The organism is Tersicoccus solisilvae (assembly GCF_014643255.1).
GTDB classification, from domain to species: Bacteria; Actinomycetota; Actinomycetes; order Actinomycetales; family Micrococcaceae; genus Tersicoccus; species Tersicoccus solisilvae.
In genome coordinates this window covers 34,173-58,834 of the sequence record NZ_BMJI01000018.1, presented here as the reverse complement: position 1 = coordinate 58,834, position 24,662 = coordinate 34,173, and the positions used below count along the sequence as shown (strand labels likewise).

25 protein-coding genes, 1 tRNA gene and 1 pseudogene are annotated in these 24,662 nt (G+C 69.7%); 11 read left to right on the top strand and 16 right to left on the bottom strand.

What is annotated here, in order from left to right; translation table 11 throughout:
* The first annotated feature begins 31 nt into the window (after window positions 1–31).
* Together IEX22_RS12520 and IEX22_RS12515 are read left to right on the top strand one after the other, a co-directional pair.
* Complete coding sequence (locus tag IEX22_RS12520) at window positions 32–865, top strand: MerR family transcriptional regulator (protein WP_188668746.1); 834 nt, start codon at window positions 32–34, stop codon at window positions 863–865.
* Window positions 866–1,166: 301 nt separating this feature from the next.
* Window positions 1,167–1,240 (top strand) — tRNA-Pro (locus IEX22_RS12515).
* 62 nt (window positions 1,241–1,302) lie between these two features.
* On the opposite strand, the pseudogene IEX22_RS12510 reads toward IEX22_RS12515, so the two are convergent.
* Window positions 1,303–1,615 (bottom strand): annotated as a pseudogene (locus IEX22_RS12510) (IS481 family transposase); the annotation flags it as partial.
* Window positions 1,616–2,402: 787 nt separating this feature from the next.
* On the opposite strand from IEX22_RS12510, the gene IEX22_RS16555 reads away from it, so the two are divergent.
* Complete coding sequence (locus tag IEX22_RS16555) at window positions 2,403–2,534, top strand: IS3 family transposase (protein WP_438816627.1); 132 nt, start codon at window positions 2,403–2,405, stop codon at window positions 2,532–2,534.
* On the opposite strand, the gene IEX22_RS12500 is transcribed toward IEX22_RS16555, so the two are convergent.
* The 5 genes from IEX22_RS12500 to IEX22_RS12480 form a co-directional block, all read right to left on the bottom strand.
* Window positions 2,531–4,057 (bottom strand): hypothetical protein, encoded by a 1,527-nt coding sequence (locus IEX22_RS12500; RefSeq protein WP_188668745.1) that lies wholly within the window; start codon window positions 4,055–4,057, stop codon window positions 2,531–2,533. The genes IEX22_RS16555 and IEX22_RS12500 overlap by 4 nt on opposite strands.
* Complete coding sequence (locus tag IEX22_RS12495) at window positions 4,026–4,667, bottom strand: hypothetical protein (protein WP_188668744.1); 642 nt, start codon at window positions 4,665–4,667, stop codon at window positions 4,026–4,028. The genes IEX22_RS12500 and IEX22_RS12495 overlap by 32 nt, the downstream gene beginning before the upstream one ends.
* A gap of 271 nt (window positions 4,668–4,938) precedes the next feature.
* A complete protein-coding gene (locus tag IEX22_RS12490; RefSeq protein WP_188668743.1) occupies window positions 4,939–6,648 on the bottom strand; it encodes a hypothetical protein in 1,710 nt (569 codons plus the stop codon).
* A 591-nt stretch (window positions 6,649–7,239) separates the two neighbouring features.
* The gene (locus tag IEX22_RS12485; RefSeq protein WP_268236881.1) at window positions 7,240–8,175 is read right to left on the bottom strand and encodes an aldo/keto reductase; all 936 of its coding nucleotides are present in this window, start codon (window positions 8,173–8,175) and stop codon (window positions 7,240–7,242) included.
* A 34-nt stretch (window positions 8,176–8,209) separates the two neighbouring features.
* Window positions 8,210–9,070 (bottom strand): aldo/keto reductase, encoded by an 861-nt coding sequence (locus tag IEX22_RS12480; RefSeq protein WP_188668742.1) that lies wholly within the window; start codon window positions 9,068–9,070, stop codon window positions 8,210–8,212.
* 80 nt (window positions 9,071–9,150) lie between these two features.
* On the opposite strand from IEX22_RS12480, the gene IEX22_RS12475 reads away from it, so the two are divergent.
* The gene (locus IEX22_RS12475; protein ID WP_229660012.1) at window positions 9,151–10,074 is read left to right on the top strand and encodes a LysR family transcriptional regulator; all 924 of its coding nucleotides are present in this window, start codon (window positions 9,151–9,153) and stop codon (window positions 10,072–10,074) included.
* Window positions 10,075–10,123: 49 nt separating this feature from the next.
* Here the strand turns inward: IEX22_RS12475 and IEX22_RS12470 are convergent, their stop codons facing one another.
* Window positions 10,124–10,444: a hypothetical protein gene (locus IEX22_RS12470; RefSeq protein WP_188668741.1), complete on the bottom strand. Its 321-nt coding sequence runs from the start codon at window positions 10,442–10,444 to the stop codon at window positions 10,124–10,126.
* 138 nt (window positions 10,445–10,582) lie between these two features.
* Window positions 10,583–11,530 carry an NAD-dependent epimerase/dehydratase family protein gene (locus IEX22_RS12465; protein ID WP_188668740.1) on the bottom strand — a complete coding sequence of 316 codons (948 nt, stop codon included), beginning with the start codon at window positions 11,528–11,530 and terminating at the stop codon, window positions 10,583–10,585.
* 63 nt (window positions 11,531–11,593) lie between these two features.
* Between IEX22_RS12465 and IEX22_RS12460 the strand changes: the two genes are divergently transcribed.
* Window positions 11,594–12,049, top strand: a complete 456-nt coding sequence (locus IEX22_RS12460; RefSeq protein WP_188668739.1) for a hypothetical protein — start codon at window positions 11,594–11,596, stop codon at window positions 12,047–12,049.
* Between the two features lie 61 nt (window positions 12,050–12,110).
* On the opposite strand, the gene IEX22_RS12455 is transcribed toward IEX22_RS12460, so the two are convergent.
* Both IEX22_RS12455 and IEX22_RS12450 read right to left on the bottom strand, forming a co-directional pair.
* Window positions 12,111–12,908 (bottom strand): alpha/beta fold hydrolase, encoded by a 798-nt coding sequence (locus tag IEX22_RS12455; RefSeq protein ID WP_188668738.1) that lies wholly within the window; start codon window positions 12,906–12,908, stop codon window positions 12,111–12,113.
* Window positions 12,909–12,952: 44 nt separating this feature from the next.
* Window positions 12,953–13,702 (bottom strand): MBL fold metallo-hydrolase, encoded by a 750-nt coding sequence (locus IEX22_RS12450; RefSeq protein ID WP_188668737.1) that lies wholly within the window; start codon window positions 13,700–13,702, stop codon window positions 12,953–12,955.
* 162 nt (window positions 13,703–13,864) lie between these two features.
* On the opposite strand from IEX22_RS12450, the gene IEX22_RS12445 reads away from it, so the two are divergent.
* Window positions 13,865–14,173: a MarR family winged helix-turn-helix transcriptional regulator gene (locus tag IEX22_RS12445; protein WP_229660011.1), complete on the top strand. Its 309-nt coding sequence runs from the start codon at window positions 13,865–13,867 to the stop codon at window positions 14,171–14,173.
* Between the two features lie 59 nt (window positions 14,174–14,232).
* Here the strand turns inward: IEX22_RS12445 and IEX22_RS12440 are convergent, their stop codons facing one another.
* From IEX22_RS12440 to IEX22_RS12420, 5 genes are all read right to left on the bottom strand, one after another.
* Complete coding sequence (locus IEX22_RS12440) at window positions 14,233–14,739, bottom strand: glutathione peroxidase (RefSeq protein WP_188668736.1); 507 nt, start codon at window positions 14,737–14,739, stop codon at window positions 14,233–14,235.
* Window positions 14,740–14,744: 5 nt separating this feature from the next.
* Window positions 14,745–15,464, bottom strand: coding sequence for an SDR family NAD(P)-dependent oxidoreductase (locus IEX22_RS12435; RefSeq protein WP_188668735.1), 720 nt, complete (start codon window positions 15,462–15,464; stop codon window positions 14,745–14,747).
* A 9-nt stretch (window positions 15,465–15,473) separates the two neighbouring features.
* Window positions 15,474–16,058: a lytic transglycosylase domain-containing protein gene (locus IEX22_RS12430; RefSeq protein WP_188668734.1), complete on the bottom strand. Its 585-nt coding sequence runs from the start codon at window positions 16,056–16,058 to the stop codon at window positions 15,474–15,476.
* 110 nt (window positions 16,059–16,168) lie between these two features.
* Window positions 16,169–17,407, bottom strand: a complete 1,239-nt coding sequence (locus IEX22_RS12425; RefSeq protein ID WP_188668733.1) for an RNA polymerase sigma factor — start codon at window positions 17,405–17,407, stop codon at window positions 16,169–16,171.
* Entirely contained in the window at window positions 17,397–17,756 is a 360-nt protein-coding gene (locus IEX22_RS12420) for a YciI family protein (protein ID WP_188668732.1), read from the bottom strand. The genes IEX22_RS12425 and IEX22_RS12420 overlap by 11 nt, the downstream gene beginning before the upstream one ends.
* Window positions 17,757–17,946: 190 nt before the next feature.
* On the opposite strand from IEX22_RS12420, the gene IEX22_RS12415 reads away from it, so the two are divergent.
* Window positions 17,947–19,665, top strand: a complete 1,719-nt coding sequence (locus IEX22_RS12415) for a cation:proton antiporter (protein WP_188668731.1) — start codon at window positions 17,947–17,949, stop codon at window positions 19,663–19,665.
* Window positions 19,666–19,749: 84 nt separating this feature from the next.
* Window positions 19,750–19,893, top strand: a complete 144-nt coding sequence (locus IEX22_RS12410) for a hypothetical protein (RefSeq protein ID WP_188668730.1) — start codon at window positions 19,750–19,752, stop codon at window positions 19,891–19,893.
* On the opposite strand, the gene IEX22_RS12405 is transcribed toward IEX22_RS12410, so the two are convergent.
* A complete protein-coding gene (locus tag IEX22_RS12405) occupies window positions 19,887–21,233 on the bottom strand; it encodes an MFS transporter (RefSeq protein WP_188668729.1) in 1,347 nt (448 codons plus the stop codon). The two genes, IEX22_RS12410 and IEX22_RS12405, sit on opposite strands and share 7 nt — an antisense overlap.
* Window positions 21,234–21,337: 104 nt before the next feature.
* Between IEX22_RS12405 and IEX22_RS12400 the strand changes: the two genes are divergently transcribed.
* The 3 genes from IEX22_RS12400 to IEX22_RS12390 all read left to right on the top strand — a co-directional run bounded on the left by IEX22_RS12400 (window position 21,338) and on the right by IEX22_RS12390 (window position 24,512).
* Entirely contained in the window at window positions 21,338–21,838 is a 501-nt protein-coding gene (locus IEX22_RS12400) for a winged helix-turn-helix transcriptional regulator (protein ID WP_188668728.1), read from the top strand.
* 179 nt (window positions 21,839–22,017) lie between these two features.
* Window positions 22,018–23,493, top strand: coding sequence for an amino acid permease (locus tag IEX22_RS12395; protein ID WP_188668727.1), 1,476 nt, complete (start codon window positions 22,018–22,020; stop codon window positions 23,491–23,493).
* A 152-nt stretch (window positions 23,494–23,645) separates the two neighbouring features.
* Window positions 23,646–24,512: an NmrA family NAD(P)-binding protein gene (locus IEX22_RS12390; RefSeq protein ID WP_188668726.1), complete on the top strand. Its 867-nt coding sequence runs from the start codon at window positions 23,646–23,648 to the stop codon at window positions 24,510–24,512.
* The last annotated feature ends 150 nt before the right edge of the window (window positions 24,513–24,662 follow it).

Here is a 24,662-nt window from a genome sequence, read left to right as displayed (position 1 = left end):
CTCACACGGTGTCAGCCGGGACGGTGGTGAGGTGATAGCGATCGGGGAGTTCGCCCGGCTCGGACAGGTGTCCGTGCGGATGCTCCGTCACTATGACGCGATCGGCCTGCTGACGCCCCACCACGTGGATCCGTTCACGGGCTATCGCTTCTATTCGCCTGAGCAGTTGGCCGTGCTGAACCGGATCGTCGCGCTGCGGGGACTGGGCTTCGGGCTCGAGCAGATCGGGGTGATGATCCGCGAGGACGTCACCGCCGACGCGCTCCGGTCCCTGCTGTCCTCCCGGCGGGACGACATCACGCTCGAGCACCATCGCGCGCTGCGGCAGCTGGCCGACGTCGAACTCAGGCTCCTCATGATCGAGAAGGAGCACGCCATGAACGACGTCGACGTCGTGATCAAGTCCCTGCCCGCCGTGCGGATCGCCTGCCGCACCGCGGTCGCCGACAGCCAGCCGGAGATCGGGCCCATCGTCGGCCCGATGTTCGGTGAGGTGGCCGGCGTCGTCGCCCGCGCGGGCGGCATCCCGCGCACGCCGGTGGCCGAGTACATGGCCGACGACGACGGCCGCATCCACATCGTCGCCGGCTTTGCCTTCGACGGCGACGCCCGCAGTCTGGTCGGCGGCCCGCTCGACGGCGTCGAGGTGCGCGAGCTGCCCGCCGTCGACGAGGCCGCCTGCGTGGTGCACCTGGGGTCGATGGAGACGATCGGTGTCTCCTGGCAGTCGCTGATCCAGCAACTGCCGGCCCGCGGCGTTCAGCCGTCCGGGCCGGGGCGGGAGCTGTACGTGCGGGCGGAGCCGGTCGACGACCAGTCCCAGTGGGTCACCGAGTTGCAGCAGCCGGTGACGGCCGCGTCGTGAGTGGTCGGCCGCTGCCGGGCGGTCGGTGAGCGGACGGGACACCGCCGTCGGAGCGTTCCGACGGCGGTGTTCGTCCGTCGCGTCCTTTCGTCGGCGTCGGAGGGGCGTCGGCGAGACTGGGGCTCCCTCCCATTCGAACAGGCCCCGGACCGGTGACGGAACCGCTTGTGAGAAGGGTCTCGACCGCGTCGTTCGGGGTGTCACGACGGGCAGGGACACGGTCCGCCGGTTCGGCGCGGTGCCGCCGGTGGGGTAGTCTGGAGCGGTTGCTTCGGCGGGTACCGGTGACTCGTTGGAGCGACGGGATGTGGCGCAGCTTGGTAGCGCACCTGACTGGGGGTCAGGGGGTCGCAGGTTCAAATCCTGTCATCCCGACGTTGTGATGTCTCAGGACATCTGCAAGGCCCGAACCCACGTTTGTGGGTTCGGGCCTTGTTTCATTTCCGGGGTTGGTAGTCCCGTGTGGGGTCGATGTTGAGGTCGCGGAGGAGTTCGCCGGTGATGGCTGACGTGCAGGTCCTGGATGAGGAGCAGGACGTGGGTTCGGCCGATGCCGATGTGGCGGAGTTGGCCGGCGACGCGCAGGGTGACGGTGCCGGTGTTGCCGATGATGTCGTGGCGGACCCGGTCGTGGGTGTCGGCGTCGCGGCTGGGCTCGGGCAGTGCTTTGGGCATCGTGTCGTAGAGGGTTGCGGGGGTGGCCCGGTGGGGCAGGGACCGGTGCGGGCGGGTCGTGTTGTATTCGTGGCGGGGACACATCACAGGTCATCATTTTCGGAAGCCAGAGGTACTTCGCCAGTGTGCAGGAGGCGAAGGCATGGATGGCCTCACCGGAGCATGCGCAGGTCGAGAAGATGATCGCCAGCATTCACGTGCAGTGATCGAGGGACCGGCATCCGTCCGACGTCGGGTCTGCGGCGCGTTCCCGATAGAGATCGGTCGCGCGGATTCGCTTCTAGGCGGCTCACGACCCAAGTTGGGTCACTTGGTGAGCGAACCGCCCCGGGTCTGGCGAAGCGTCCGATTTCCCGAGAGCTTGATGATCATGCCGGCACTGAGCAAGTACCCGCAGAAGGTGCCGGCACGGGCGATGCGGCTCGTCCAGCAGGCGCGTGAGCAGGGCGCGGAGCTGTCCGTGAGCGCGGCGGTGGCCCGGGACGGGTACCGAATCGGCGTCAACCCAGGCCTCGTTGCGTGCGTTGGTGAAGCAGGCCGACATCGACCCGGGCAAGCGCCCTGGCAGGTCGATCCATCACGCAGCCCAGATCCGGTCGCTGGAGGCGGAAGTCCGGCAGCTCAAACGGCAATGAAATATTGCTGGCGGCCTCCTCGTTCTTCGCGAAGAAGATGACCCCCGACTGCCGTGGTAGTTCAGTTCGTTGACGAGCACCGGGCCCGGTTCGCCGGGCGTGCCGATCTGCGGGGTGCTCACCGAGCGCGGCGTGCCGATCGCCCCGTCCCGGTACAACCGTTCAAGACCGGCCCGGCGTAGGCACGGGCGGGCGCGGAGACGGAGCTGGTCGTCCAGAACGAGCGGGTGTTGTGGGGCCGAAACCTAGGCCGCGGGGTCAGCGGCGCACGGAAGGTCTGGCGACTGCTCCGGTGCGAGGGCGTCTTGGTGGCCCGCTGCGCGGTGGAGCGGCTCATGCGGAGCAGGGGCTGCACTTAGTCGCTCGGCAATCCGCCCCAACCACCCGGGTAGTGACGCGAGCGACAGCCAGCCGCAAGGAGCAGAGACAGCACCGGGCTCGTGGGGGAGTTCTGCGCGGGCCGTGCGATCTGCACATCCCACGACTCAAACTCGACGCGCGGTAGCGGCCACACGTCGGTGCCACCGCGAGCCCACCGGGCCTTAGTCTCGTCGGCGCTCGTTGCGTGCGGGACAACGCGGAGTGCGCTGACGTTGTCGCGCACAGCCTCATACAAGTCCATCTCTCCGAGGTGAAGTGCGAGGTCAAGGACGACCGTCATGAGGTAGCTCGACGTCCGGCGGTCCAACGTCGTGCTCGCCAGCGACCCCCCAAGAAGGCGCTCAGCAGTCCGCTCCTCATCCTCGGCGAGTGACGCCAGCCCGAGGCCAGCCAAATCCTCGTCGTACCGGTCGAGCACCCAGCGGGCGACTCGACTGAGGTATGCCTTGGCCGCTGCGTGGTCGGAGGTTGCCAGCATCACGGTGACGGCCACCACCGAGGGCGCGAATAGGTCGCCGACAGGGTGGGCTGCGCCGGGCTGCTCTGCGAAGGCACGTAGCGCCTCGTCGAACCGGGTCGCCGCGGCGCCGTCTTTGGCCTCCCGCGCCAGTGCCAACCCGATAGCGAGGGCCTCCGCCACTCGGCAACAGATCACCGGGTACGTCAGAAACGCCAACTGCCCCACCGTTGAACGAATGAAGTCGAGCGGATCTTTCAGCGAAGGCTCGGTCTGGTCACAGACCTGCAGTGTCAGCCTGAGGACCAGCCTCTTCGCCGCTGACCTGGCGTCCTCGGAAGCAGCCGGGTCCTGCGCAGTCGCGCGAATCAGCTGGAGCCCCACGCACAGCGCAAGGTCGAGCCGCTGCGTCCGAAGCAGTGAGTTGATGAGGATCGCGGCCTCAACCGATGCGCGCGGGGCGGTGCCGGCAGTGCGCAGCCAGCGCCGCGAGTAGGTCTCTATGCGCCCGTCCGTGAGTCCGCCGTCCATCACGGATGTCAACATAGCCAGCAACTCGGTCTGCACAACTTCTCCCGCCACTCCGATGAACGGATCGTCACAGAGCCACTCAACGAGATCGGGCCTCTCCCAGATCTCTAGGTCAGCGAGGCCCCGGGTGTCGACAGACTTGCGGTACTCGGTGACGTCGGCCGGGGCTGCGCCCTTTAAGCGGCCGGTGGTGACAAGCACTGCGACACGGGGGAGGTCCGGATCGAACGATGGATGCCCGATGGTGTTGTACTCGCACTCCTCAAGCTGTGGGCGGACCGCGCGCCATTCGGGTTGGCCGATGTCACCGGCCTTGGATTGGAGGACGTACTGTCGTGTCTCCCCTGTGGCTGGGTCAACCTTCTTCGCCAAGACGTCCTTCCCGAACTCGAAGGCACCATGGATGAAGTGAATGTCAGTGAAACCTCGCGTGTGGAGGAGGGCCAGCAAGGGGCCGTCGAACTCGCGCTCCGTGAGGGTGTCAAGGAAGGTCCCTACGACGTCGCGAAGCAAGCCATTTCTCCTTTCGTCGGCTCAAGATCGCGTCGATGCGCGCTTCCTGTTCGGGCGTTGGCGGATTCTCGCGAAGTTTTTCCGCCTGGTCGGGGTGCATGACGATAGAGAGGTTCGGCCGGCCCTCTTCGTCGAAGGAGATGTCGATGGTCTCAAGCGCATCAGCGAAGGCGTCGGCAAAGTCTCGGCCCGTGACATCAACAGTATTGCCGTACTCTTCGGTCACGGCAGAGACGTGCTCGAGCATTCCGCGGACCAGCTGCCCACCCATAGAGTCGGCTAACCCGTACAAATCTGTCAGAAACTGGTCCATGTTAAAGGCGGCCACGTCCTCGATCGACACCGTCCAAACGTGCTGTACGGCCATCGAGCGATAGAGCGATGACGCCTCGGCCGGGAGAGAAGCGCCGTCGGCCAGCGGTGGTGGCGCCTCGGCAAGTTCTTCACGGGTCACCTGAGCGAGCAACGGGTGAAGAGCGCGAGCCATCTTCTGCGAAGCGTGACTTAACCAGCGCACTCCGCCGATCTCGTACTCGCGTGGCATAACCCACGGCTCTTTCGGACGGTCCTGCGGATAATTCAGGGAGTCCGGCGCGTCTTGGGTATCCACGCCGCCAATTTTAACGGCTCTTCGCAGTTCAGGGTGTAGCCGGGGGTGGGCGCGGCGGCGGGTCGATCATCAGCAGTCCTTCTACCTGCGTCAGCCAGTGGCGGGACGGCATCGACGGCGCGCGCCGTCCCTGGCGGCGCGAGGTTGAGCATACCCCTCCCGACCGATCCCTGAGATGCGAGCGGGTACTTGCCTAGTGTTTGGTCGTGACGTGGTAGATGGTGGCTTGGGGATGAAAGAACCGGCACACATCAAAGAATCAAGGTTCAACTTAGGGGAGAGCTTCGGTGATGTCTTCCATAATTGGCTTCCAAACGCCGAGGTGGATCGAACCGTCGAGGCCGCCATTAGCCTTACTATAGTAGCGGTACTTCTCCCAATCCGGAGAGTAAAAGATCATGTCGCCCGCTAAGTATATTACACCTTTGCCACTAAGAACTTGAAGAGCCGCGTTAAGACTCTCGCGTTTTAATGCTTGGCGCCCTTTAAGCTTGTGGAAGAAGGTGGCTCGAGGTCCACCGTGCCCATGTGTGCGAGTGAGGTCCATTAGTCGATCAAGGAACCGCGGAACCCTGGGATCAACGTTGGGCAACACTTCGGGTTGCACCGCGACCACGTAGTCGGTCCACGGGTAAGCTAGTGGGGTGGGGCTCTCGATCTCAAGCGTTGAAGACCGAGGTGGGGGCGGGGCAATAGTTGGCGGCAATGCGCATTTCTCGGTGACGCTTAGGAATACTTCATCACCTTCCTCGCCGGAATCACGTCGACCGAATGCAGCGCTGGTCCCCTCAATAGTAATGGAGCGGGCGCTCATAGACAGGTCGGGGCCGAGGGCAACGTCATCACCGTGCGCTGGTACATGAAGGTCGCATTTGATGTCGACGGTAAGATTGGTCAATGGACCGTGTAAGACGACGACCTCCTTATTTGCCCGTTGTAGGATAAAGTCGATTGTCGACGACTCGACTTTACTGTCGCCGAGCGAGAAGGTCCCTCCCACCATGGTCTCTTCTTCGCTGATTGAGACCGCCGCATCAGCGGAATATCGCTGACCGGACAAGAGTGACCTGTGCAGAGCTGCGAATTGTCTTTCGTCGAGATCTAGCTTCTCCGCGTTTGGAACGCTCATCAACTCGAATAGCATGCCGGAGGCATCCCCGGCGTCCACAAGTGCGGAGATTGGTGCTTCGTGGAAGGTGAGAGTGAGGACGTACGCCTGAAAAACGGGACTTGCCCACCTTCCTTCATCACGAAAAGGATGGTCCCTCCGGAACTCCTCAGTGTCCTCGATATAGCGAGCTTTCTGCTGGTCATCGGCAATGTGGCTGAGATCGGGCGAAGCCGCGTCTTCGAGGGCATTCAGTAACCAGTTTGCCTGTTCTTGTGGTGTGTATACGTCTTCGGGTCGAAGCCCGAGGTCGAGGGCCACGTCGGCGAGCTTCTCCTGCTCACGAAGGATGATCTTGTCCAGGATCTTATACAGCATCTCTGCACGGCTCGATGGGCTTGATGACTGAAACTCGTCGGCGACCGCCTGGAAGTTACGATGGTCAAGAAGTAATGCTACGACGGCCTCAAGTACCGGCGGATATCCAACGAACTTTTCGGCGCTGCTCGCGTCGGCGAGCGGCTCTCGGAGCGCAGTTAAGACTGCGCTCCGTGCTGCACGGTAAGTGACCTGAGTCGTGTCGATCGGATGCTTACTCCCAGCTACGCGAGCGTCAATGTAGGTGATTTGAGCCTCTGCGTCGAAGTGGGAGACCTCGTACCAAGCGACGTCAAGGTCTCCGCTCTCAAATTGTGCACCGAGGTCTTCGAGCGTTAGCGTGCGTCCAAGCAAGACCAACCGGAGTCCGGCTTTCGAAGCACGGATCAGGGCGCCGACGAACTCGCTCCACGAACTAGCGGAGACACGCGCCCGTGCTTCGTCGAGTGAGTCAATGATGAGGAGCGGACGATTCATCTGCGGGAGCTCGGCCATCCAGTCCATAACGCCGAGGTGGCGAGCAAGTGTCCAGCTGACCAACGAAGACGACGCGGTGCTTTCGTCTTCAAGCCGCCAAACGGGAGCTCCTAAGAGTCGGGACAGTTCGTCAGCCGTCGTGCTCTTCCCCGCGGCGCCGCGGGCCGAAAGCAGCATTACTCCAGCTGTCTCAGGGCTCTGGATGGCATCAAATCGGGGCTCGACGAAGAATCCCTTAGGAGCACGAACTGCTAGCGCGGTCGTCCCGTTCCCGCTGAGCGGAGTGCCAAGGAGACGAGCGTGAAGCTCGCTGAAGGTCGCAGTATCATCCGCCATGGGGAGCCCCAATCGTTTCGGTGTCGTCTCTTACCGCATCGGGAGGCAGCACGGGTTCGTAGTGGATCTCGGGCCTCGGATGTCCCCGTGTCGTTGATCACCATACGTGAAGGTCTCCGGCGGAGGCGGTACGACGACCTCCGCCGAGTCAAAGCGGCCGAAGTTGGTCAAGACGACAGGCAGACGGATGGTCAGTCGCCAGCAACTCGCCGACACAACAAGAGCCCGGGTCCACGCGGTCGTGGACCCGGGCTCTCGCCGTTGAATGAAGACCTACGGAACCCTGTATCCCGCCGCGCGGAACAGTTCGTACCACTCCGCTTTGGTCAGCGGCACGGCCGAGCCCGCCGCGGCGCCCGACACCCGCTCCGGCGTCGTCGTCCCCAGCACCACCTGCATCTGCGCCGGGTGGCGGGTGATCCAGGCGGTGGCGATGGCGATTGCCGGCACGTCGTACTTCTCCGCCAGCCGGTCGATCACCGCGTTCAGCTCGGGGTACTCGTCGTTGCCCAGGAACGGGCCGTTGAAGAACCCGGCCTGGAACGGCGACCACGCCTGCACGGTGATCTTGTTGATCCGGCAGTAGTCGAGGATGCCGCCGGCGTCCAGCGTCAGCGACTGGTCCTCGCCCACCATGTTCGCCGCCACGCCCTGGGCGATGATCGGCGCGTGCGTGATGGACAGCTGCAGCTGGTTGGCCACCAGGTCCTGCTTGACCGCCGTCTTGAGCAGGTCGATCTGCCGCGGCGTGTGGTTGGAGACGCCGAACGAGCGCACCTTGCCCGCGGCCTCCAGCTCGTCGAACGCCTGCGCGACCTCCTCCGGCTCCACCAGCGCGTCCGGCCGGTGCAGCAGGAGCACGTCGATGTAGTCGGTGTTCAGCGCCTTCAGCGAGCCCTCGACGCCCTCGATGATGTGGTCGTGGGAGAAGTCGAAGTACGGACCCTCCGGCACGATGCCCACCTTGGTCTGCAGGGTGATGTCCGAGCGCTGCGACGGCGTCAGCTGCATCGCCTTCGCGAACCGCTCCTCGCAGTCGTGCACGTGGGCGCCATACACGTCGGCGTGGTCGAAGAAGTCGATGCCGGCGTCGCGCGCGGTCTTGACCAGCGTGCGGATCTCGTCGTCGCTCTTCTCCGAGATGCGCATCAGGCCGAGCACCACGTTGGGCGCCGTGGCACCGGAGGGGCCGAGGGGAACACTCTTCACGGTTGACTCCTGTCAAGAAGGGGTAAGGGACGGATCACGCGGCGTTGAGCGCGTCCAGCTCCTCGGCGGTCAGCTGCAGCTCGGCCGCCTTCACGGAGTCCGTGATGCTCTCGGGCCGCGAGGCACCCGGGATCGGCACGACGATCGGCGCAAGCGCGAGCTCCCACGCCAGGGCCACCTGCTGCGGGCTCACGCCGTGCGCCTCGGCCACCTGGCCGAACGCGTCGTGCTTGCTGCCGAGGTCCCCGGCCTTGCCGATGCCGCCCAGCGGCGACCACGGCAGGAACGCGACACCGATCGAGGCGCAGTGCTGCAGCTCCTCGAGGCTGGTGCGGAACGCGGGGGAGAACTGGTTCTGCACGGAGACCAGCCGACCGCCGAGCACCTCGTTCGCCTCGTCGATCTGGGCGACCGTGGCGTTGGAGATGCCGGCCATCCGGATGACGCCCTCGTCGAGCAGTTCGACGAGCGCACCGATCGAGTCGGCGTAGGCGACGTCCGGGTCCGGGCGGTGGAACTGGTAGAGGCCGATGGCGTCGACGCCGAGGCGCTTGGCCGAGGCCTTCGCGGCCTCCTTGAGGTACTCGGGCCGGCCGTTCTGGGTCCACGAGCCGTCGCCGGGGCGCAGGTGGCCGCCCTTGGTGGCGACCAACACGCCGTCCGTGTTGCCGCTGTAGCTGCCGAGTGCGTCGGCGATCAGCTGCTCGTTGTGGCCGACCTCGTTCGCGTCGCGGTGGTAGGCGTCGGCAGTGTCGATCAGGGTGACGCCGGCGTCGAGCGCGGCGTGGATGGTCGTGACGGAGCGCTCCTGCTCCGGGCGGCCCTCGATGGACATGGGCATCCCGCCGAGTCCGATGGCGGAGACGGACTGGGTTCCGATCTGACGCTGCTGCATATCAACCTCCAGGGTGTGGTCTGGTGCACTTGAGACTCACGCTACGAACCGCGAAGCTAGAAGTCCAACAATTCGTCATCATGCTGTCCATCAGTGGCAGTCATGAATACCGGGAGCCGGCCATGGAACTGCGTCAGATGGAATACCTCGTCACCCTCGCCGACGAGCAGCAGTTCACGCGCGCCGCCGCCATCTGCGGCGTGTCCCAGTCCGGCCTGTCCGCGGCGATCCGCAGCCTCGAGGACGAACTCGGCGTGTCCCTGTTCCACCGCACCACCCGCCGCGTCGAGCCCACCGACGCCGGCCACGCCCTGCTCGCCCACGCCCGCACGATCCTCGCCCAGGCCGCCGCCGCCCGGGACGCCGTCGGACGCACCACGGACCAGCTCACCGGCCGGCTGCGCATCGGCACCGAGCAGTGCCTCGGCGCCGTCGACGTCAACGCGCTGCTCGAACGCCTCCACCACCGCCACCCCCTGGTCGAACTGCACTACGTCCAGGCCGGCTCGCACGAGCTGACCGCGCAGGTGCGCGACGACCGCCTGGACATCGCCTTCATCGCCACCGGTGACCACCTCGGCACCCTGGACCGCACGGAGCTGGGCCAGCAGCCCCTCGTCCTGCTCGCCCACCCGGGACACGAGCTGGCCACCGGCGACGCGGTCGACTGGGCGGAGCTGACCGACCAGGACTGGGTCGACTTCCACGATTCCTGGGCGATCCGCTCCTTGAACGACGACGCCTGCAACGCCCACGGCGTCCGCCGCCGGATCCGCTGCGCCGTCAACGACGTCCACACCCTGCTCGACCTGGTGCACCGCCGGCTCGGCATCGCGATCGTCCCGCAGCACGTCGCCGCCAAGCCGCAGGCGGCCGGCCTGGTCACCCGCACGATGCCGGTCGACGCGCCGCGGTGGACGGTGACGGCGATCAGCCGCAGCGACAGTCACGCCACCACCCGCCGGCTGCTCAGCCTGCTCAGCACGGAGGCACTCGCCGCCTGAGCCGCCCCCGCGCTGCCCTGCTCGACCACCGACGCGGACGGCGGCGGGTTCAGACCGCCCAGATCGCCGGGCGCCCGGGAGCGACCGAGAGCTCACGCAGACTCAACTCGGCCACGATGGCGTGGCGGCGCAGGGTCAGGACATCGACGTCGCTCGCCGCCTCCCTCGGCCCCCGGTCGAGCTGGTGGCAGATGCGGTTCAGGATCGTCCGCAGGTCGTCTGAACTCAGCCCGAGGAGGTCCCGGGAGACGACGGCGGAGCCGCCGGCGAGGCGCTGCGCCGGTCCGAGTACCCTCAGTCGCCTGCTGATGGACGCGGCGGCGGTCCGGGGGCGGGGGACATCGGCGGCGGTCGCGGGGTGAATGGACATGACACAGCTCCCTCGACGGGGTGGAGGCAACTGTTCAGCCGTGTTCCACGGTAGGCGTCCACGGCGGCGAGCGCCAGAGGTCGTCGACGGTGACGGCGTCCATGACGGCGCGTGACGAGGTCGGTGGTGGGCGTAGCGTCAGGCGACGGCGCGCCGGTGCCAGGCGCGGGCCGTTGCGTCGAGCACGTCCGCCCACGGCGTGGCCTCGAGCCCGAAGGTGGCGGTGGTCGCGGAGGCGTCGACCAGGAACGGACGATCGAACTGGTAGAGGACCCCGGTCAGTTCGCGCAGCAGCGGGACCGCCAGTCCGCCCGCGCGCAGCACCGCCCGGGGGACCCGGCGGAGTCGCGGTTGCCCGGTCCCGGCGATCCGCCCGAGCTCCTGCAACACCGCCCGCACACTCGCCGGCGGGCTGGACGGGACCAGCCAGGCCGACCCCCAGGCTCGTTCGTCGCCGCCGAGGGCGACGAGCGTGGAGGCGATGTCCTCGACGGCCGTCCAGGCGTGGGGCTGGTCCGGGTCGCTGTACACCCACGCGGGCTTGCCGGCCAGCGTGGCGTTGGCGTACATCGCGAGGATCGAGCTCTGGACGGGCGCCGTGGGACCGAGGTAGTCCGACGCGCGTGCCTCCGTCACCCGCACCCGGCCGGCCTCGTGCGCCTCGAGCGCGTCCTTCCACATCCGCGCCCGGAGCGCGCCCTTGTGGTCGGAGGGCCGCAGCGGCAGGTCCCGGGTCATCGGTTGGTCGACCGGGCCGTAGCCGTAGAGGTTGCTCAGGGTGACCAGGACGGCGCCGCTCGCCTCGGCGGCGTGCAGGATGGCCGTGGCCAGCGGGGGCCACTGTCGCTCCCAGGCCGGGTAGGCGCCGGGGTTGGCGCAGTTGTAGAGCACGGTCGCGTCCCGGGCGGCGTCGGCGAGCGCGACGCCGTCCGAGGCGTCCAGCGCGACCCGTTCGACGCCCGGATGGTCCGGGCCCTGCCCGGAGCGGGTCACCACGCGCACGTGGTGCCCGGCCTCGGCGAGCCGGATCGCGACGGCCGAGCCCACCGGCCCGGCACCGACGATGAGATGACGTTCCGCTGCCATGTCGGCAGTATCTCGCGTACGGCCGTCACCGCAACCGCGCGGGACGCGCGGTAGCCTCCGGTCGTGGGGTTCTCGCCGCTGGGCCTGGTCGTCGCCCTCGCCGTCCTCGCCCCCAATCTGCTGCTCGTGCGCTGGCCGCCCCGCGAGCCCCTTCCCGAGGCGCGCGTGCCCCGCCTGCTGACCTGGCTCGAGCGAGCGGGGCAGGCGCTGTGCCTCGTCGTGCCCGTGATCACGCGACCGGGGGAACTGGTCGGCTGGTGGTCGATCCCGGTGTTCGTCGCGATCGCGGCGTACAACGGGTTGTGGGTGCGCTACCTCCGGACCGGGCGGGCAGGGGCGAGCCTCTACCGACCCTGGTGGGGCGTGCCGGTGCCGATGGCGGTGCTCCCCGTGGTGGCATTCCTGGCCACCGCCGGGTGGCTGAGCAACCCGTGGATCGCCGTCGCCGCCGTCATTCTCGCCGCGGGGCACATCCCTGCCGCCGACATCATCGCGCGAACGCTGCGCGCGCGCCGATGACCAGCTCTCGGGCAGATCTGCGGTGTTTGCCCGTCGGTAGCAGCGCGCAGGTCCATGCGCCTCACCCTCGTGCGACGGAGCCCTCTCGACCTCCGGCATAGTCGTCCAGCAGGGCGAACGTCGCCTCCGGCTGTTCCAGATGGGGCAGATGCCCGGCGTCGGCGACGAGCTCGAAGCGGCAGTCCCCGAGCGCAGCAGCGTACGCGCGGCCGTAGTCGGGCGTGACGATCCGGTCCGCATCGCCCCAGATCGCCAGCGCGGGCAGAGCGACCCGGCCGAGCCGCCCGAGCAGCTTGGGATCCTCCATGTACGGATCCCCGGCGAGCGCCTTCAACGTCGCCATGTTCGCCGCCTGCACCGCCCGGCGCTCCTCCGGAACCGTCGCCGGATCGATGTAGAACCGCTCGGCGTCGTGCCAGGAGTACTCGGCGACGCCGCGCGGGTCCAGCGCGAAGAAGTCCCGCGCCGGATGGCCCGGGACGTCGACGCCGACGGCATCAAGTAGCACCAGTCCGGTGATCCGGCCCGCGTCGGCGTCCCGGAGGGCCAGCTCGGCGGCGATCCACCCGCCGATGGACGAGCCGACGACGAGCACGTCCCGCATCTCCTCCTCCGCCAGCCACCCAAGCAAGGCAAAGGCGATGTCGTCGATCCCGGTCACCCAGTCCGGCCGTGACGTGCCCTCCCAGCCCGGCAGCGTGGGGGCGAGGGTGCGCCGGGTGCGGCCGAGGTGCCCGGCGAGGCCGGCGACGGTGGCGGGGCCGCCCCCGCCGTGGATGACGAGCGCGGGGCGGCCGGCGCCCTGCTCGTCCACGTGCAGTGTGAGGCCGCGGTCGAGGTCGATTTCGCGGGACGTCATGGGTGTCTCCTGGATCGTCGTCGCTGCGGAGGGGCCGGCGCCGGTCATGGCACCTCGACCCGTTCGCCGGGAACGGTGACGCGGACCTCGACGTCGGGCGCCAGGCGCCGCGCCGCGTCGACGAACAACTGGGGGTCGCGGTCGCTCTTGGTGATGGTGCGGTCCCCTTCCTCCCCGCTGGTGAAGCGGTAGTGGTGCGGGATGGCGAGCTTGGGGGCGAGGATGGCGGCCAGCCGCGCGGCGTCCTCGGCGTCCATCACCACCTGCAGCTCGTGCATCGGCCTGATCTTCAGCCCGTTGATCGGCAGCAGCGCCACCTCCACGGGTCCGACCTTCTCGGTGAGATCAGTGATCGCGGGGATCAGCAGGGTGTCGCCGCCGAAGTAGAGCCGGATGTCAGGGGAGCCAATCACGTAGGTGATCTCCTCGACCCCGTGGGCGGCCGGCACAGCGGTGATGGTGACGTCCCCGACGGCGGTCGATTGCCAGGGCTGCAGCTCCCGGACGTCGGTGAAGCCGTGGTCGCGAGCGACCGCGCCGACGCTCGGTGGGCCGACGACGGGGACGGCGTGGTCGCGGTAGGTCTGGAAGGCGTCGAAGTCGCAGTGGTCATAGTGGGTGTGCGTGATGACGACGGCGTCCAGGTCGGGCAGCTCGTCCACCGTGAAGGCCAGGCGCTCGCCGGGGAAGTAGTCTTCGCGCGTGGAGAACCACGGGTCGGTGAGGATGGTGAGGCCACCGAGTTCGAGCAGGTGGCAACTGTGGGTGACGCGGGTCAGTGCGAGTCGGGTCATGATGAGCACCTCCACGACGCACGTTACTAAATATATTTAGTCAGTCAAGAGGGGGGTGGCGTCATCAACGACCTGCAGGTCCTCGGCCGCGCCGTCAAGCAGCTCCAGTGGCGCCACCATCGCACCATCGATGCCCGACTACGGGCGGTCGGTTCCACGATCATGCAATGGGACGCCCTCCGGGCGATGGTCCGCGAGCCCGATGCCAGCGCACGCCGCCTGGCCGCGGAGACCTTCCAGAGCGAGCAGTCCTTCGGGGTGATGGCCGCGCGGATGGAGCGCAACGGCCTGATCACGCGGACCGCCGGCCTGGGTCGACTCCGCCGGCACCGGCCGACCGAGGAGGGACTGCACCTGCTGGACCTCGGCAACGCCGTCGCCAACGAGGTGTTCGCCGCGACGATCGGCACGCTCACTCCCGACGAGCGGGCCGTGCTGCTGGACCTGCTCACACGAGCCGCGGCCGAGTGACGCGGCTGCGCGCCGCCGCCCGCCGCCTGACACCTGACACCGACCGCCGAGTGAAACGGTCAGGCGTCACCGGGGCGATCGGAGCCGGCGGTCCACTCCTCGATGGTCCGGACGATCTCCGGGTCGTCGGGGTGCGTGGTGGGCCGGAATCGCTTGACGCGTCCGTCGGGGTGGACGAGGAACTTCTCGAAGTTCCAGCTCACGCGGCCGGCCTTGCCGTTGGTGTCGGGGGTGCGGGTCAGCTCCCGGTACAACGGATGGGCGTGCCGGCCGTTGACCTTGACCTTCTCCGTCATCGGGAACGTGACGCCCCACGTGGCGGAGCAGTACTCGGCGATCGCGTCCGCGCTGCCGAGCTCCTGCAGGAACTGGTTGCTCGGGAAGCCGACCACGGTGAACCCGGCGTCGCCGTAGCGTCGCTGCAGGTCCTCCAGCTGCTCGTACTGCGGGGCGAGGCCGCAGCGGGAGGCCACGTTCACCACCAGCGCGACCTTCCCGCCGGTGAGTTCGCCGAAGGTGGTCGGCTCGCCGCGCAGCGTCGTGACATCGATCGGGCTCACGTCCATGCCTCTCACCATGGCACCGTGTCCCCGTTGCGGTCCAGGTACTCCAGGCCCGGCCGGCCACGCTTGGCGAGCAGGACGTCCACGATCAGCGGGACCGATTCCTCCAGGGTGTAGGGGGCGTCCGGGCCGCCCAGGTCCGTCTTGATCCACCCCGGGGCCAGCAGCAGGAGGGCGCGCCGCGTCCCGGACTGCCGGGCGGCGAAGCTGCGCATCAGCATGTTCAGGGCCGCCTTGCTGGCGCGGTAGACCTCGCGCCGGCCGGTCGTGTTGTTCGTGATGCTGCCCTGCCCCGAGGTCATCACCCCGATCAGGCCGTCGTCGGGCACGAGATCCTGCAACGCCTCGATCACGCGCAGCGGGCCCAGGGCGTTGGTGACCATGACGTCGACGAAGTCGGCCTCCGGGACCGCGCCGATCGGCGTGTCCTCGCCCGTGGTGGTGCCCGCGTTGACGAAGAGCAGGTGGAGCGGGCGGCCCGCCAGCCGTTGACGCAGGGCCGCGATCTGCTCGGGATCCGTGACGTCCAGGCGTTCGACATCGACGCGGCCCGCGGCCTCCTGCCCGTGGGTCCGATCGGCCAGCTCGCGCAGCGGTGTCGGGGCGGACGGGTGGCGGGCGGTGCCGATGACGTGCCATCCGCGGCCCGCCAGTTCGGCGGCGATCCCGTGACCGAGGCCGCGGGACGCGCCGACGATCAGGGTCGTCGGAACCTGCTGATCAGCCATGGTGTGACCCTACGAGTTCTCCGCCGTCGGCCGCTCGTACGCCGCGACCCGGTCGCGGATCTGCGCGACGTACCGCTCGGTCTCGGGGAACGGCGGGATGCCGTCGTGGCGCTGGACCGCGCCGAAGCCGGCGTTGTACCCGGCCAGCGCCAGCTCCACCGGGTCCCCGTCGATGCCGGAGGACCGCGCCAGCTCCAGCAGGTCCGCCAGGTAGCGCCCCTGGGCGGCGATGGCGTGCGCGGGGTCGAAGGGGTCGCCGCCGCGGCCGTAGTCGGTCCACGTGTCCGGCATGAACTGGGACAGCCCCTGGGCTCCCACGGGGGAGCGGGCGCCGGCCCGCCAGTTCGACTCCACCTCGATCTGTGCGGCCAGGACGGGCGCCGGAATACCCGCGTGCTCGGCCGCGGCCTCGACCAGCGGCGCCCAGCCGTGCGGGACGGCGGCGGCGTCGAGGTCGCCGACGTCGGCCGCGAACGACGAGCGCCGCTCAGAGCCCAGGGCCACGGCCACGCCGATCACCAGCGCGGTGACCGCGAGGACGGCGACGGCGATCGTCGTCCGGGTTCCTCTCGCACGCGCGATCGGCTGGCTCACGGCGGTCCTCTCCGGTGCTGCGAAGACGCTGACGCCCGCGGGCCGGGCGCCTCGTCAAGGAGAACGACGCGCGGCCGGCCCCTGTTCCTCGGCCCGCCGTGCCGGGCGCCTCACGCCGGCGCGTCCCGCAGCCGGGCGAGCACGGCGGCCTCCGCCGGATTGCCGGTCAGCGCGATGGCACGCTCGTACGCCGCCCGCGACGCGTCCGCCCGCCCCAGCCGGCGCAGCAGGTCCGCACGGCTGGCGTGGAAGGGGACGTAGTCGCGCAGTGCCGGCTCGAGCCGGTCGACGAGGGCGAGGCCGACGTCGGGCCCGTCCAGCTCCGCGACGGCGACGGCGCGGTTGAGCGCCACCACCGGGGACGGGTCGAGCAGCAGCAGCCGGTCGTAGACCGCGACGATCTGCGCCCAGTCGGTGTCCGCGAACGTCCGCGCGGAGGTGTGCACGGCATTGACGGCCGCGAGCAGCTGAAAGCGGCCGGGCGCCGTGCCCGAGCGCCGAGCCGCGTCCCGGCACCGCCGCACCAGCCGGTGCCCCTCGTCGAGCAGGGCCGCGTCCCAGCGCGACCGGTCCTGCTCGGGCAGCGGCACCAGCGCCCCGGCGGCGGTGAGCCGCGCGTCCCGGCGCGCCTCGGTGAGCAGCATGAGGGCCAGCAGCCCGGCCACCTCGGCGTCGTCGGGCAGCATCGCCGCGAGCAGCCGGGTGAGCCGGATCGCCTCGGCCGTGAGGTCCCGCCGCACCGGATCGCCGTCGGGACCGGAGGCCAGGTAGCCCTCATTGAACACGAGGTAGAGCACGGCCAGCACGCCCGCCACCCGCGCCGGCAGGTCCTGCGCGGCGGGCATCCGGTAGGGGATGCGCGCCGCAGCGATCTTGGCCTTCGCCCGGGTGATCCGCCGGCCCAGCGTGCTCTCCGGAACAAGGAAGGCGCGGGCGATCTCGGGGACCGTCAGGCCGCCGACCAGCCGCAGGGTCAACGCCACCCGCGCCTCCATCCCCAGGGCCGGGTGGGCGCAGATGAAGATCAGCCGGAGCCGATCGTCGTCGATGACGCCGAGGGGCTGCGGTGACGGATCGTCCAACATCCGTGCCTCCCGTTGTCGTCGCGCGCCGAGCGTCTCGCGTCGGATCCGGTCGATCGCCTTCCGGCCCGCCGTCGTGGTCAGCCAGGCGCCCGGCCGCGCGGGCACGCCGTCGACGGGCCACCGCTCGACGGCGGCCACGAAGGCGTCCGCCGCGGCGTCCTCGGCGAGGGCGAGGTCCCCGAAGTGCCGGGCGAGTGACGCCACCACCCGGGCCCACTCGTCCCGGTGGGCCCGGGCGACGGCCTCGGAAGCGTCAGGCGTCATCGGGCTCCTGCAGCGCACGGACCTCGATCTTGCGGTTGCACGCCGTGGAGGCGTCGGCGGCGAGCGCCAGGGCGGCATCCAGATCCGGGACCTCCCACACCCAGAAGCCGGCCAGGTACTCGCGCGACTCGATGAACGGGCCGTCGGTGATCACGGGCTTCTCGCCGCGGTTGTCGATCACCGTCGCCGTGTCCGGGCCCGCCAGTCCACCGGCGAACACGAAGTGCCCGTCCGCCTGCAGCCGCTGGTTGAACGCGTCCACGGCCTCCATCTCCGCCGCGGTGGCGGAATCGGTGCGGCCGGCGCTGGCGGCCTGCCCGTCGTCGATCACGGAAATCAGATACTGCATGGCACGATCCTTCCCGGTGGCGGGGCCGCCCTCCTGGGCGTCCCTCTACCCCTACGACGAACCACTCTGCACCGATCCGACAGTGCCGGCGACGAGATTTTTTCGGGGGTCGTGAGCGTCGGCGGTGACGTGTCAGCACCGGCGCTCCGTAGGCTGACCCTGACCTGCCTGCCGACGAGGGGAGACGACCATGACCGAAGCACTGCTGGTGGCCGCCGCGGTGGTCGTCATCGTCGCCGTCCAGGGCTGGGCCCGCCGCACCGGCGTCGCCGCCCCCCTGCTGCTCGTCGCCATCGGCGTCGCGGTCAGCTTCCTGCCGTTCGTGCCCGGCATCACCGTCGAACCGGAGTGGATCCTCGCCGGGGTGCTGCCCCCACTGCTCTACTCGTCCGCGGTCTCGATGCCGGCGATGGACTTCCGCCGGGACTTCGGCTCGATCAGCAGCCTCTCGGTGCTGCTCGTCGTCGTCACCGCGGTCGGCCTGGGCTTCGTCTTCCACTGGCTGCTCGGCGTCGACCTGGCGTTCGGCATCGCCCTCGGTGCGGTGGTCAGCCCCACGGACGCCGTCGCGACCGGCATCGTCAAACGCCTCCACGCTCCGCGCCGGGTGGTGACGGTGCTCGAGGGGGAGAGCCTGCTCAACGACGCGTCCGCGCTGGTGCTGCTGCGGTCGGCGATCGCGGCCACCGGCGGTGCGGTCTCGCTGTGGGGTGTCGCGGGGGACTTCCTGTACGCCGTGGTCGTCGCCGTCGCCATCGGCGTCGTCGTCGGGCTGCTCAACCTGCGCGTGCGCGCCGCGACCCGGGACGCGGCGGCCAGCACGGCGATCTCCTTCATCGCGCCGTTCGTGGCGTCGGTGCCCGCGGAGCACCTGGGCGCGTCCGGGCTGGTCGCGGCCGTCGCGGCGGGGCTGGTCACCGGGCAGGGGTCGGCCCGCTATCTGCGGGCCGCCGACCGCATCGCCGAGCGCTCGAACTGGGCGACGGTCGAGCTCGTGCTCGAGGGCGGAATCTTCCTCGTGATGGGCCTCGAGCTGTTCGGCCTGGTGGAGGAGGTGACCGCCGAGGACGCGTCGCTGTGGCTGGCGCTGGGGACCGGTGCCCTCGCCGTCGTCCTCGCCCTGGTGATCCGCAGTCTCTACGTCGTGCCGCTGCTGTGGCTGGTGCGCAAGCAGGCGATGGACCCCGTCGAGTCCCGGGAGCGGCTGGCGCGGGTCCAGGAGCGGATCGACGCCTCCAGCATGGACCGCGAGGACCCGCGCGTGCAGCGCCGGCTCGCGTCCTGGTCGCAGCGGATGACGCACCGCCTCGCCGACATCGACTACCTGGCCCGCTCGCCGCTGGGCCGGCGCGAGGGCGCCCTGCTCGTGTGGGCGGGCATGCGCGGCGCCGTGACGCTCGCCGCCGCCCAGACCCTGCCCGACGACACCCCGCAGCGTTCGCTGCTCGTGCTCATCGCCTTCGTGGTCGCCGCCGGGTCGCTGCTCGTGCAGGGCGGCACGCTCGGCGTCGTCGTGCGGGCGCTCGGGCTGCGCGGCAACGGCGGGGTCGACGGCAGCGAGCAACGCACGGTGATGGAGGCGATGACCCGCGCGGCGGTGGACGTGCTCGAGGACCCCGGGCTGCGGCGCGCCGACGGCTCACCGTTCGACGCGGCGTCGGTGGAGCGGGCCCGCGCCATGATGCGCAAGGTGATGGAGACCAAGCAGCTGGACGCCGTCGACGACACGGCCGCCGCGCGGGAGGGCACCGAACTGCGGCTGCGCATCATCGAGGCGCAGCGGGCCGCGCTGCTGGACGCCCGGACCGCCGGCACCGTCAGCTCGGCGACGCTGGGCGCGGCCCTGGATCAGCTCGACGCCGACCAGATCAGCACCGAGCTGCGGGCCGGTGACGCCGATGGCGGCTGAGGCGCACGACGGTGGCCGCATGCCCCCGGCGACGACCGTCGGGGGCCGCCCGTCGCCGACCGCCTTCGACGTCGAGGCACACCGATGACCGTCTTCCGCACCGTCCTCGAGCCGACCGGCGGCAACAACGTCGGCATCGTCGTCCCCGAGGAGATCGTGCTCGGCTTCGACCGCCGCGCGCCGGGTGACGGGCTGGGTTCGTCGGGACGTCGCGCTCATCGTCAGTGAGCACCGGCCGCGGCGTCGGTGGTGGAGTCGCCGCCCGGCTTCGCCGAGGTTCCCGTCGGCGTCGGGCCGCGTCGCGACGTCACGAGGATCGAGAGCACCGCCGCGATGGCGCACAGGGCCGCTCCGGCCCACCACGCGTACGTGTAGGTGCCGAAGACGTCGCGGACGATCCCGGCCCCGAACGCCGCGACTGCCGCGCCGATCTGGTGGGAGGCGAACACCCAGCCGAAGACGATGGTGCCGCGCTCGCCGAAGTGCTCCCGGCACAGCGCCGACGTGGGCGGAACCGTCGCGACCCAGTCCAGGCCGTAGACGACGACGAACAGCACCATGCTGGGGTGCACCTGGTCGGAGAGCAGCGACGGCAGGAGCAGCAGGCCGACGCCGCGGAACGCGTAGTAGAACACCAGCAGCTTGCGCGGGTCGATCTTGTCGGTGAGCCAGCCCGAGGCGATGGTGCCGGCGATGTCGAAGACGCCGACGACCGCCAGCAGCCCGGCCGCCGTGGTGGCCTCCATGCCGTGGTCGTGCGCCGAGGGGATGAAGTGGATGCCGATCAGCCCGTTGGTGGTGGCCCCGCAGATCGCAAACGCGACGGCCAACGCCCAGAACGTGCGGTGCCGCACCGCGAACGCCAGTCCCTCCAGTGCCCGCCGGACCGCGCTGCCCGCCGGCCGCTGCGGGGCGGTGTACGTGGTCGGGTCGGCGCCGTAGGGGATGGTCCCGCGATCCTCCGGGTGGTCCCGGATGACCAGGCCCACCAGGGGCACCGCGGCCAGGGCCACGGCGGCGATCACCAGGGACGCGACCCGCCACCCCACGTGCTCGGCCAGGAACGCCGTCGGCGGCAGCAGCACGAGCTGCCCGGTCGCCTGCCCGGCCGTGAGCACCCCCATCACCAGGCCGCGGCGGGCGACGAACCACCGGTTGGCCACCGTCGCGGCGAAGACCAGCGCCATCGAACCGGTGCCGGCGCCGATCAGCACGCCCCAGAAGACCAGCAGCTGCCAGGACGCGGTCATCAGCACACTGCCGCCGGCCCCCAGGGCGACCAGGGTGAGCGCGGTCGAGACCACCCGGCGCAGCCCGAACCGGTCCATCAGGGCGGCGGCGAACGGGGAGACCAGTCCGTACAGCAGCAGGTTGACGGCCACGGCCAGGGACATCACGCTCGTCGACCAGCCGAACTCATCGTGCAGCGGCACCATCAGGGCGCCCGGCGCGGCGCGGAATCCCGCCGCCGCGAACAGGGCGACGAACGCGACGCCCGCCACCCACCAGGCGGGGTGGACGCGTCGCCGGTGGCCGGCGAGCCGGGGGTCGGTGCTGAGTCTGCTCATCGTTCTCGCGCTTTCCGTTCGTCCTGGTGCTCCACCAAGTGACTTTCTTCAAGGAAGTTATATGCTGATCCCACCGTGGACGCAAGGAGAGGTGGGGGAGGACGATGCCGCTGCGATCGGACTGGTCCGGGGAGGTGTGCCCCATCCGCCGCTCGCTGGACGTGCTCGGAGACGGCTGGGTGCTGCTCATCGTCCGGGACGTGCTGCAGGGGCACGGCCGCTTCGACGAGCTGAGGCAGAACCTCGGCATCGCCGACGCGGTGCTCAGCCGTCGTCTGCGCACGATGGTCGAGGCCGGCCTGCTCACCCGGGTCGACTACGCCGACGGCGGCCGGACCCGGCAGGGGTACGCCGCCACGGAGGCCGCCGCCGAGCTGCTTCCGATCCTCCAGCAGCTGGCGGTCTGGGGCGAGCGGCACACGGCGATGCCGGACGAGAGCGGCCACATGGCACTGATCCACGACACGTGCGGCCACGAGACCACCCAGGGGCAGGTGTGCAGTGCCTGCGGCGAGGTGCTCGTCGCCGAACAGATGACCTGGGTGAAGCCCTGGGCCGGCGTGCGCACGTCCCTGGTCCCGGCGGGCGTGCTCGGGGACGCCTGACGCCGGGGAACCGCCACCCGTCAGGCGCCGAGGCGCCCATCCCCGCCGTGTGACATGGCGCTCACCAGCTGTTTCGTTCTCGTGAACTTGTCGCTCCTAGACTGGTCCGCTGTCTGTGTCGTTCGGCGACCGGGTGCGGAGACATCGCGCCCCGTCGCTCCCCAGGAAAGAAGGCCGGCTTGAGTGCTGACCGTCCCGCTCGTTACGACGAGCCGATCTCTCCCGCCACGGCGGCCGGCATCCCCGTCGCGACGGCGCCGAAGAAGCTGCGCCCGCGCCACGTCATGATGATCACCCTCGGCGGGATCATCGGCTCGAGCCTGTTCGTCGGGTCGGGCAACGTGATCCGCTCGGTCGGCCCCGCCGCCGTGCTCTCGTACCTGATCGGCGGGTTGCTCGTCTTCCTGGCGATGCGCATGCTCGGGGAGATGGCGGCCGCGCGCCCGTCCGTCGGCTCCTTCATGGAGTACGCCCGCGAGGGCCTGGGCGACTGGGCCGGCTACTTCGTCGGCTGGCTGTACTGGTACTTCTGGGTCGGCGTCATCGCGTTCGAGGCCGTCGTCGGCGGGTCCATCCTCGCCGGCTGGTTCCCCGCGGTGCCGGACTGGGTGTTCTCGGTGGTCCTGCTGCTCGTCTTCACCGCCACCAACCTCGTCTCCGTGCGCTCGTTCGGGGAGGTGGAGTTCTGGCTGGCCAGCATCAAGGTCGCCGCCATCCTCGTGTTCCTCGCCGTCGGCGCCCTGTTCGTCCTCGGGCTCTGGCCGAACGCGTCCTTCTCCGTGCCGAACCTGTGGAACGCGGGTGGTTTCGCGCCGAACGGCTGGTGGGCCGTCGTCGGTGGCGTCGCCATCGTGATCTTCTCCTACTTCGGCACCGAGATCGCCGTAATGGCCGCTGCCGAGTCCGAGGATCCGGCGAAGGGCATCCGGCAGGCCACCGTCACCGTCATCTGGCGCATCCTGTTCTTCTTCGTCGGCGCCGTGCTGGTGATCGTCGCCGTCGTGCCGTGGAACCAGCTGTCGGACCCGAAGGAGAAGGCGCCGTTCGCCTACATCTTCGGGCTGTTCGGCCTGCCCGGCGCCGACCTGGTGATGAGCGCCGTCATCCTCACCGCGGTGTGCTCGGTGCTCAACTCCGGCCTCTACTCGGCGGCCCGCATGTTCTCGGCGCTGGCCGCCAAGGGGCTCGCGCCGGCCGTCGTCGCGAAGAAGTCCCGCACCGGCGTGCCGACGGTGGCCGTCATCGTCTCCACGCTCGGCGGCTACGCGGCGGTGCTGGTGAACTTCGTGGCGCCGGAGTCCGGCATCTTCGACTTCATCATGAACTCGGCCGGGCTGGTCGCCCTGTTCGTCTACGTCTTCATCGCCGCGACCCAGATGCGCCTGCGGTCCCGGATGGGCGACGAGGAGCGGGCGAACCTGACGCTGAAGATGTGGCTGCACCCGTGGCTCGGCATCCTCGTGATCGTGGCGGTCGTCGGCATCGTGGTCGTCATGCTCGTCTCGGGCGAGTCCGGGCGGACGCAGGTGTGGACGAGCCTCGTGGCCGTCGCGGCCCTGGCGGTGTTCTGGCCGCTGGTGGCGCGCAAGCTCAAGCGTCGCGCCGCGGCCGGCGTCGTTGATGCACGCGAGCCGGAGCTCGACGCGCTGCCCTGACCGGTGCAATGGCGACAGCGAGAGTGACGGAAGTGGTAGATGAGGCGTCCGTAGCGCCACTCCCGTCACACCGGCCCCGCCCGGTGTAGCCGCGGGTCCGGTATGTCGCCGACGATGGTGGTGACCGGGACACCGAGCGACAGGAGCCGGACATGACGATCGGTGTGATGGCACCGCGGGGCAACGTCGGCCGGCACGTGCTGCGGTTGCTCGTGCAGTCGGGGGAGCGGCCACGGGCCCTGTTGCGGGACCCGGCCAAGCTCGCCCGGGACGTCGCCGCGCACGTCGACGCCGTGGCGATCGACGTCGGCGACGCGGATGCGGTCCTGGCGGCCACCCGGGGACTGCGCGCCGTGTACTGGGTCAGCCCCACGGCGGAGGATAGGGACCCGGCGGAAGCGCATGCGCAGGCCGGCCGCCACCTCGGCGACGCGGTGCGGGCGAACGGCATCGCGCGGGTGGTCTTCCAGTCCAGCATCGGGGCCGAGAAACGCCACGGCGTCGGGGAGATCGACGGACTGGCCGCCACGGAGGTCACCCTGGACGAGAGCGGCGCGTCGACCACCCACCTGCGTTGCGGGTACTTCTTCACCAACCTCCTGATGGACCTGGACAGCATCCGGGCAGGGGTGCTGGCCACCGCCGTCGACCTCGACAAGCCGATGCCGTGGGTCGACCCGGCCGACATCGCCGCCGTCGCCGTCGGCCGCCTGCTGTCCGAGACGTGGACCGACCGCCACGTCCAGGCGGTGCACGGCCCCGAGGATCTCTCCTTCCGGCAGGTCGCGGTGATCCTGACCGAGGTGCTGGGCCGGCCGGTCGAGGCGCGACAGCTGAGCGACGCGGACCTGCGTGCGGCGGTGACCGCGGCGGGCCTTCCGGACGCCGTCGTGGAGTCGATCGTGGCCATGACCGCCGGGCTGCGGGAGCTGGTCCCGGAGGACCCGCGATCGTTCATCACGACCACGCCGAGCTCGCTGACCGGGTGGATCCGAGCGCATCTGGCGCCGGTGGTGTGAGGGCTCGCGGCGGCCGAGCGTTCAGGGAGCGCCTTGACCGGTGCAACGGCTACACCGAGTGTGACGGGAGTGGCTGACGAGGCGCCGTTGCGCCACTCCCGTCACACCAGCTCCACTCGGTGTAGCCACGGGTCCGGTGCGTCGGCGCGG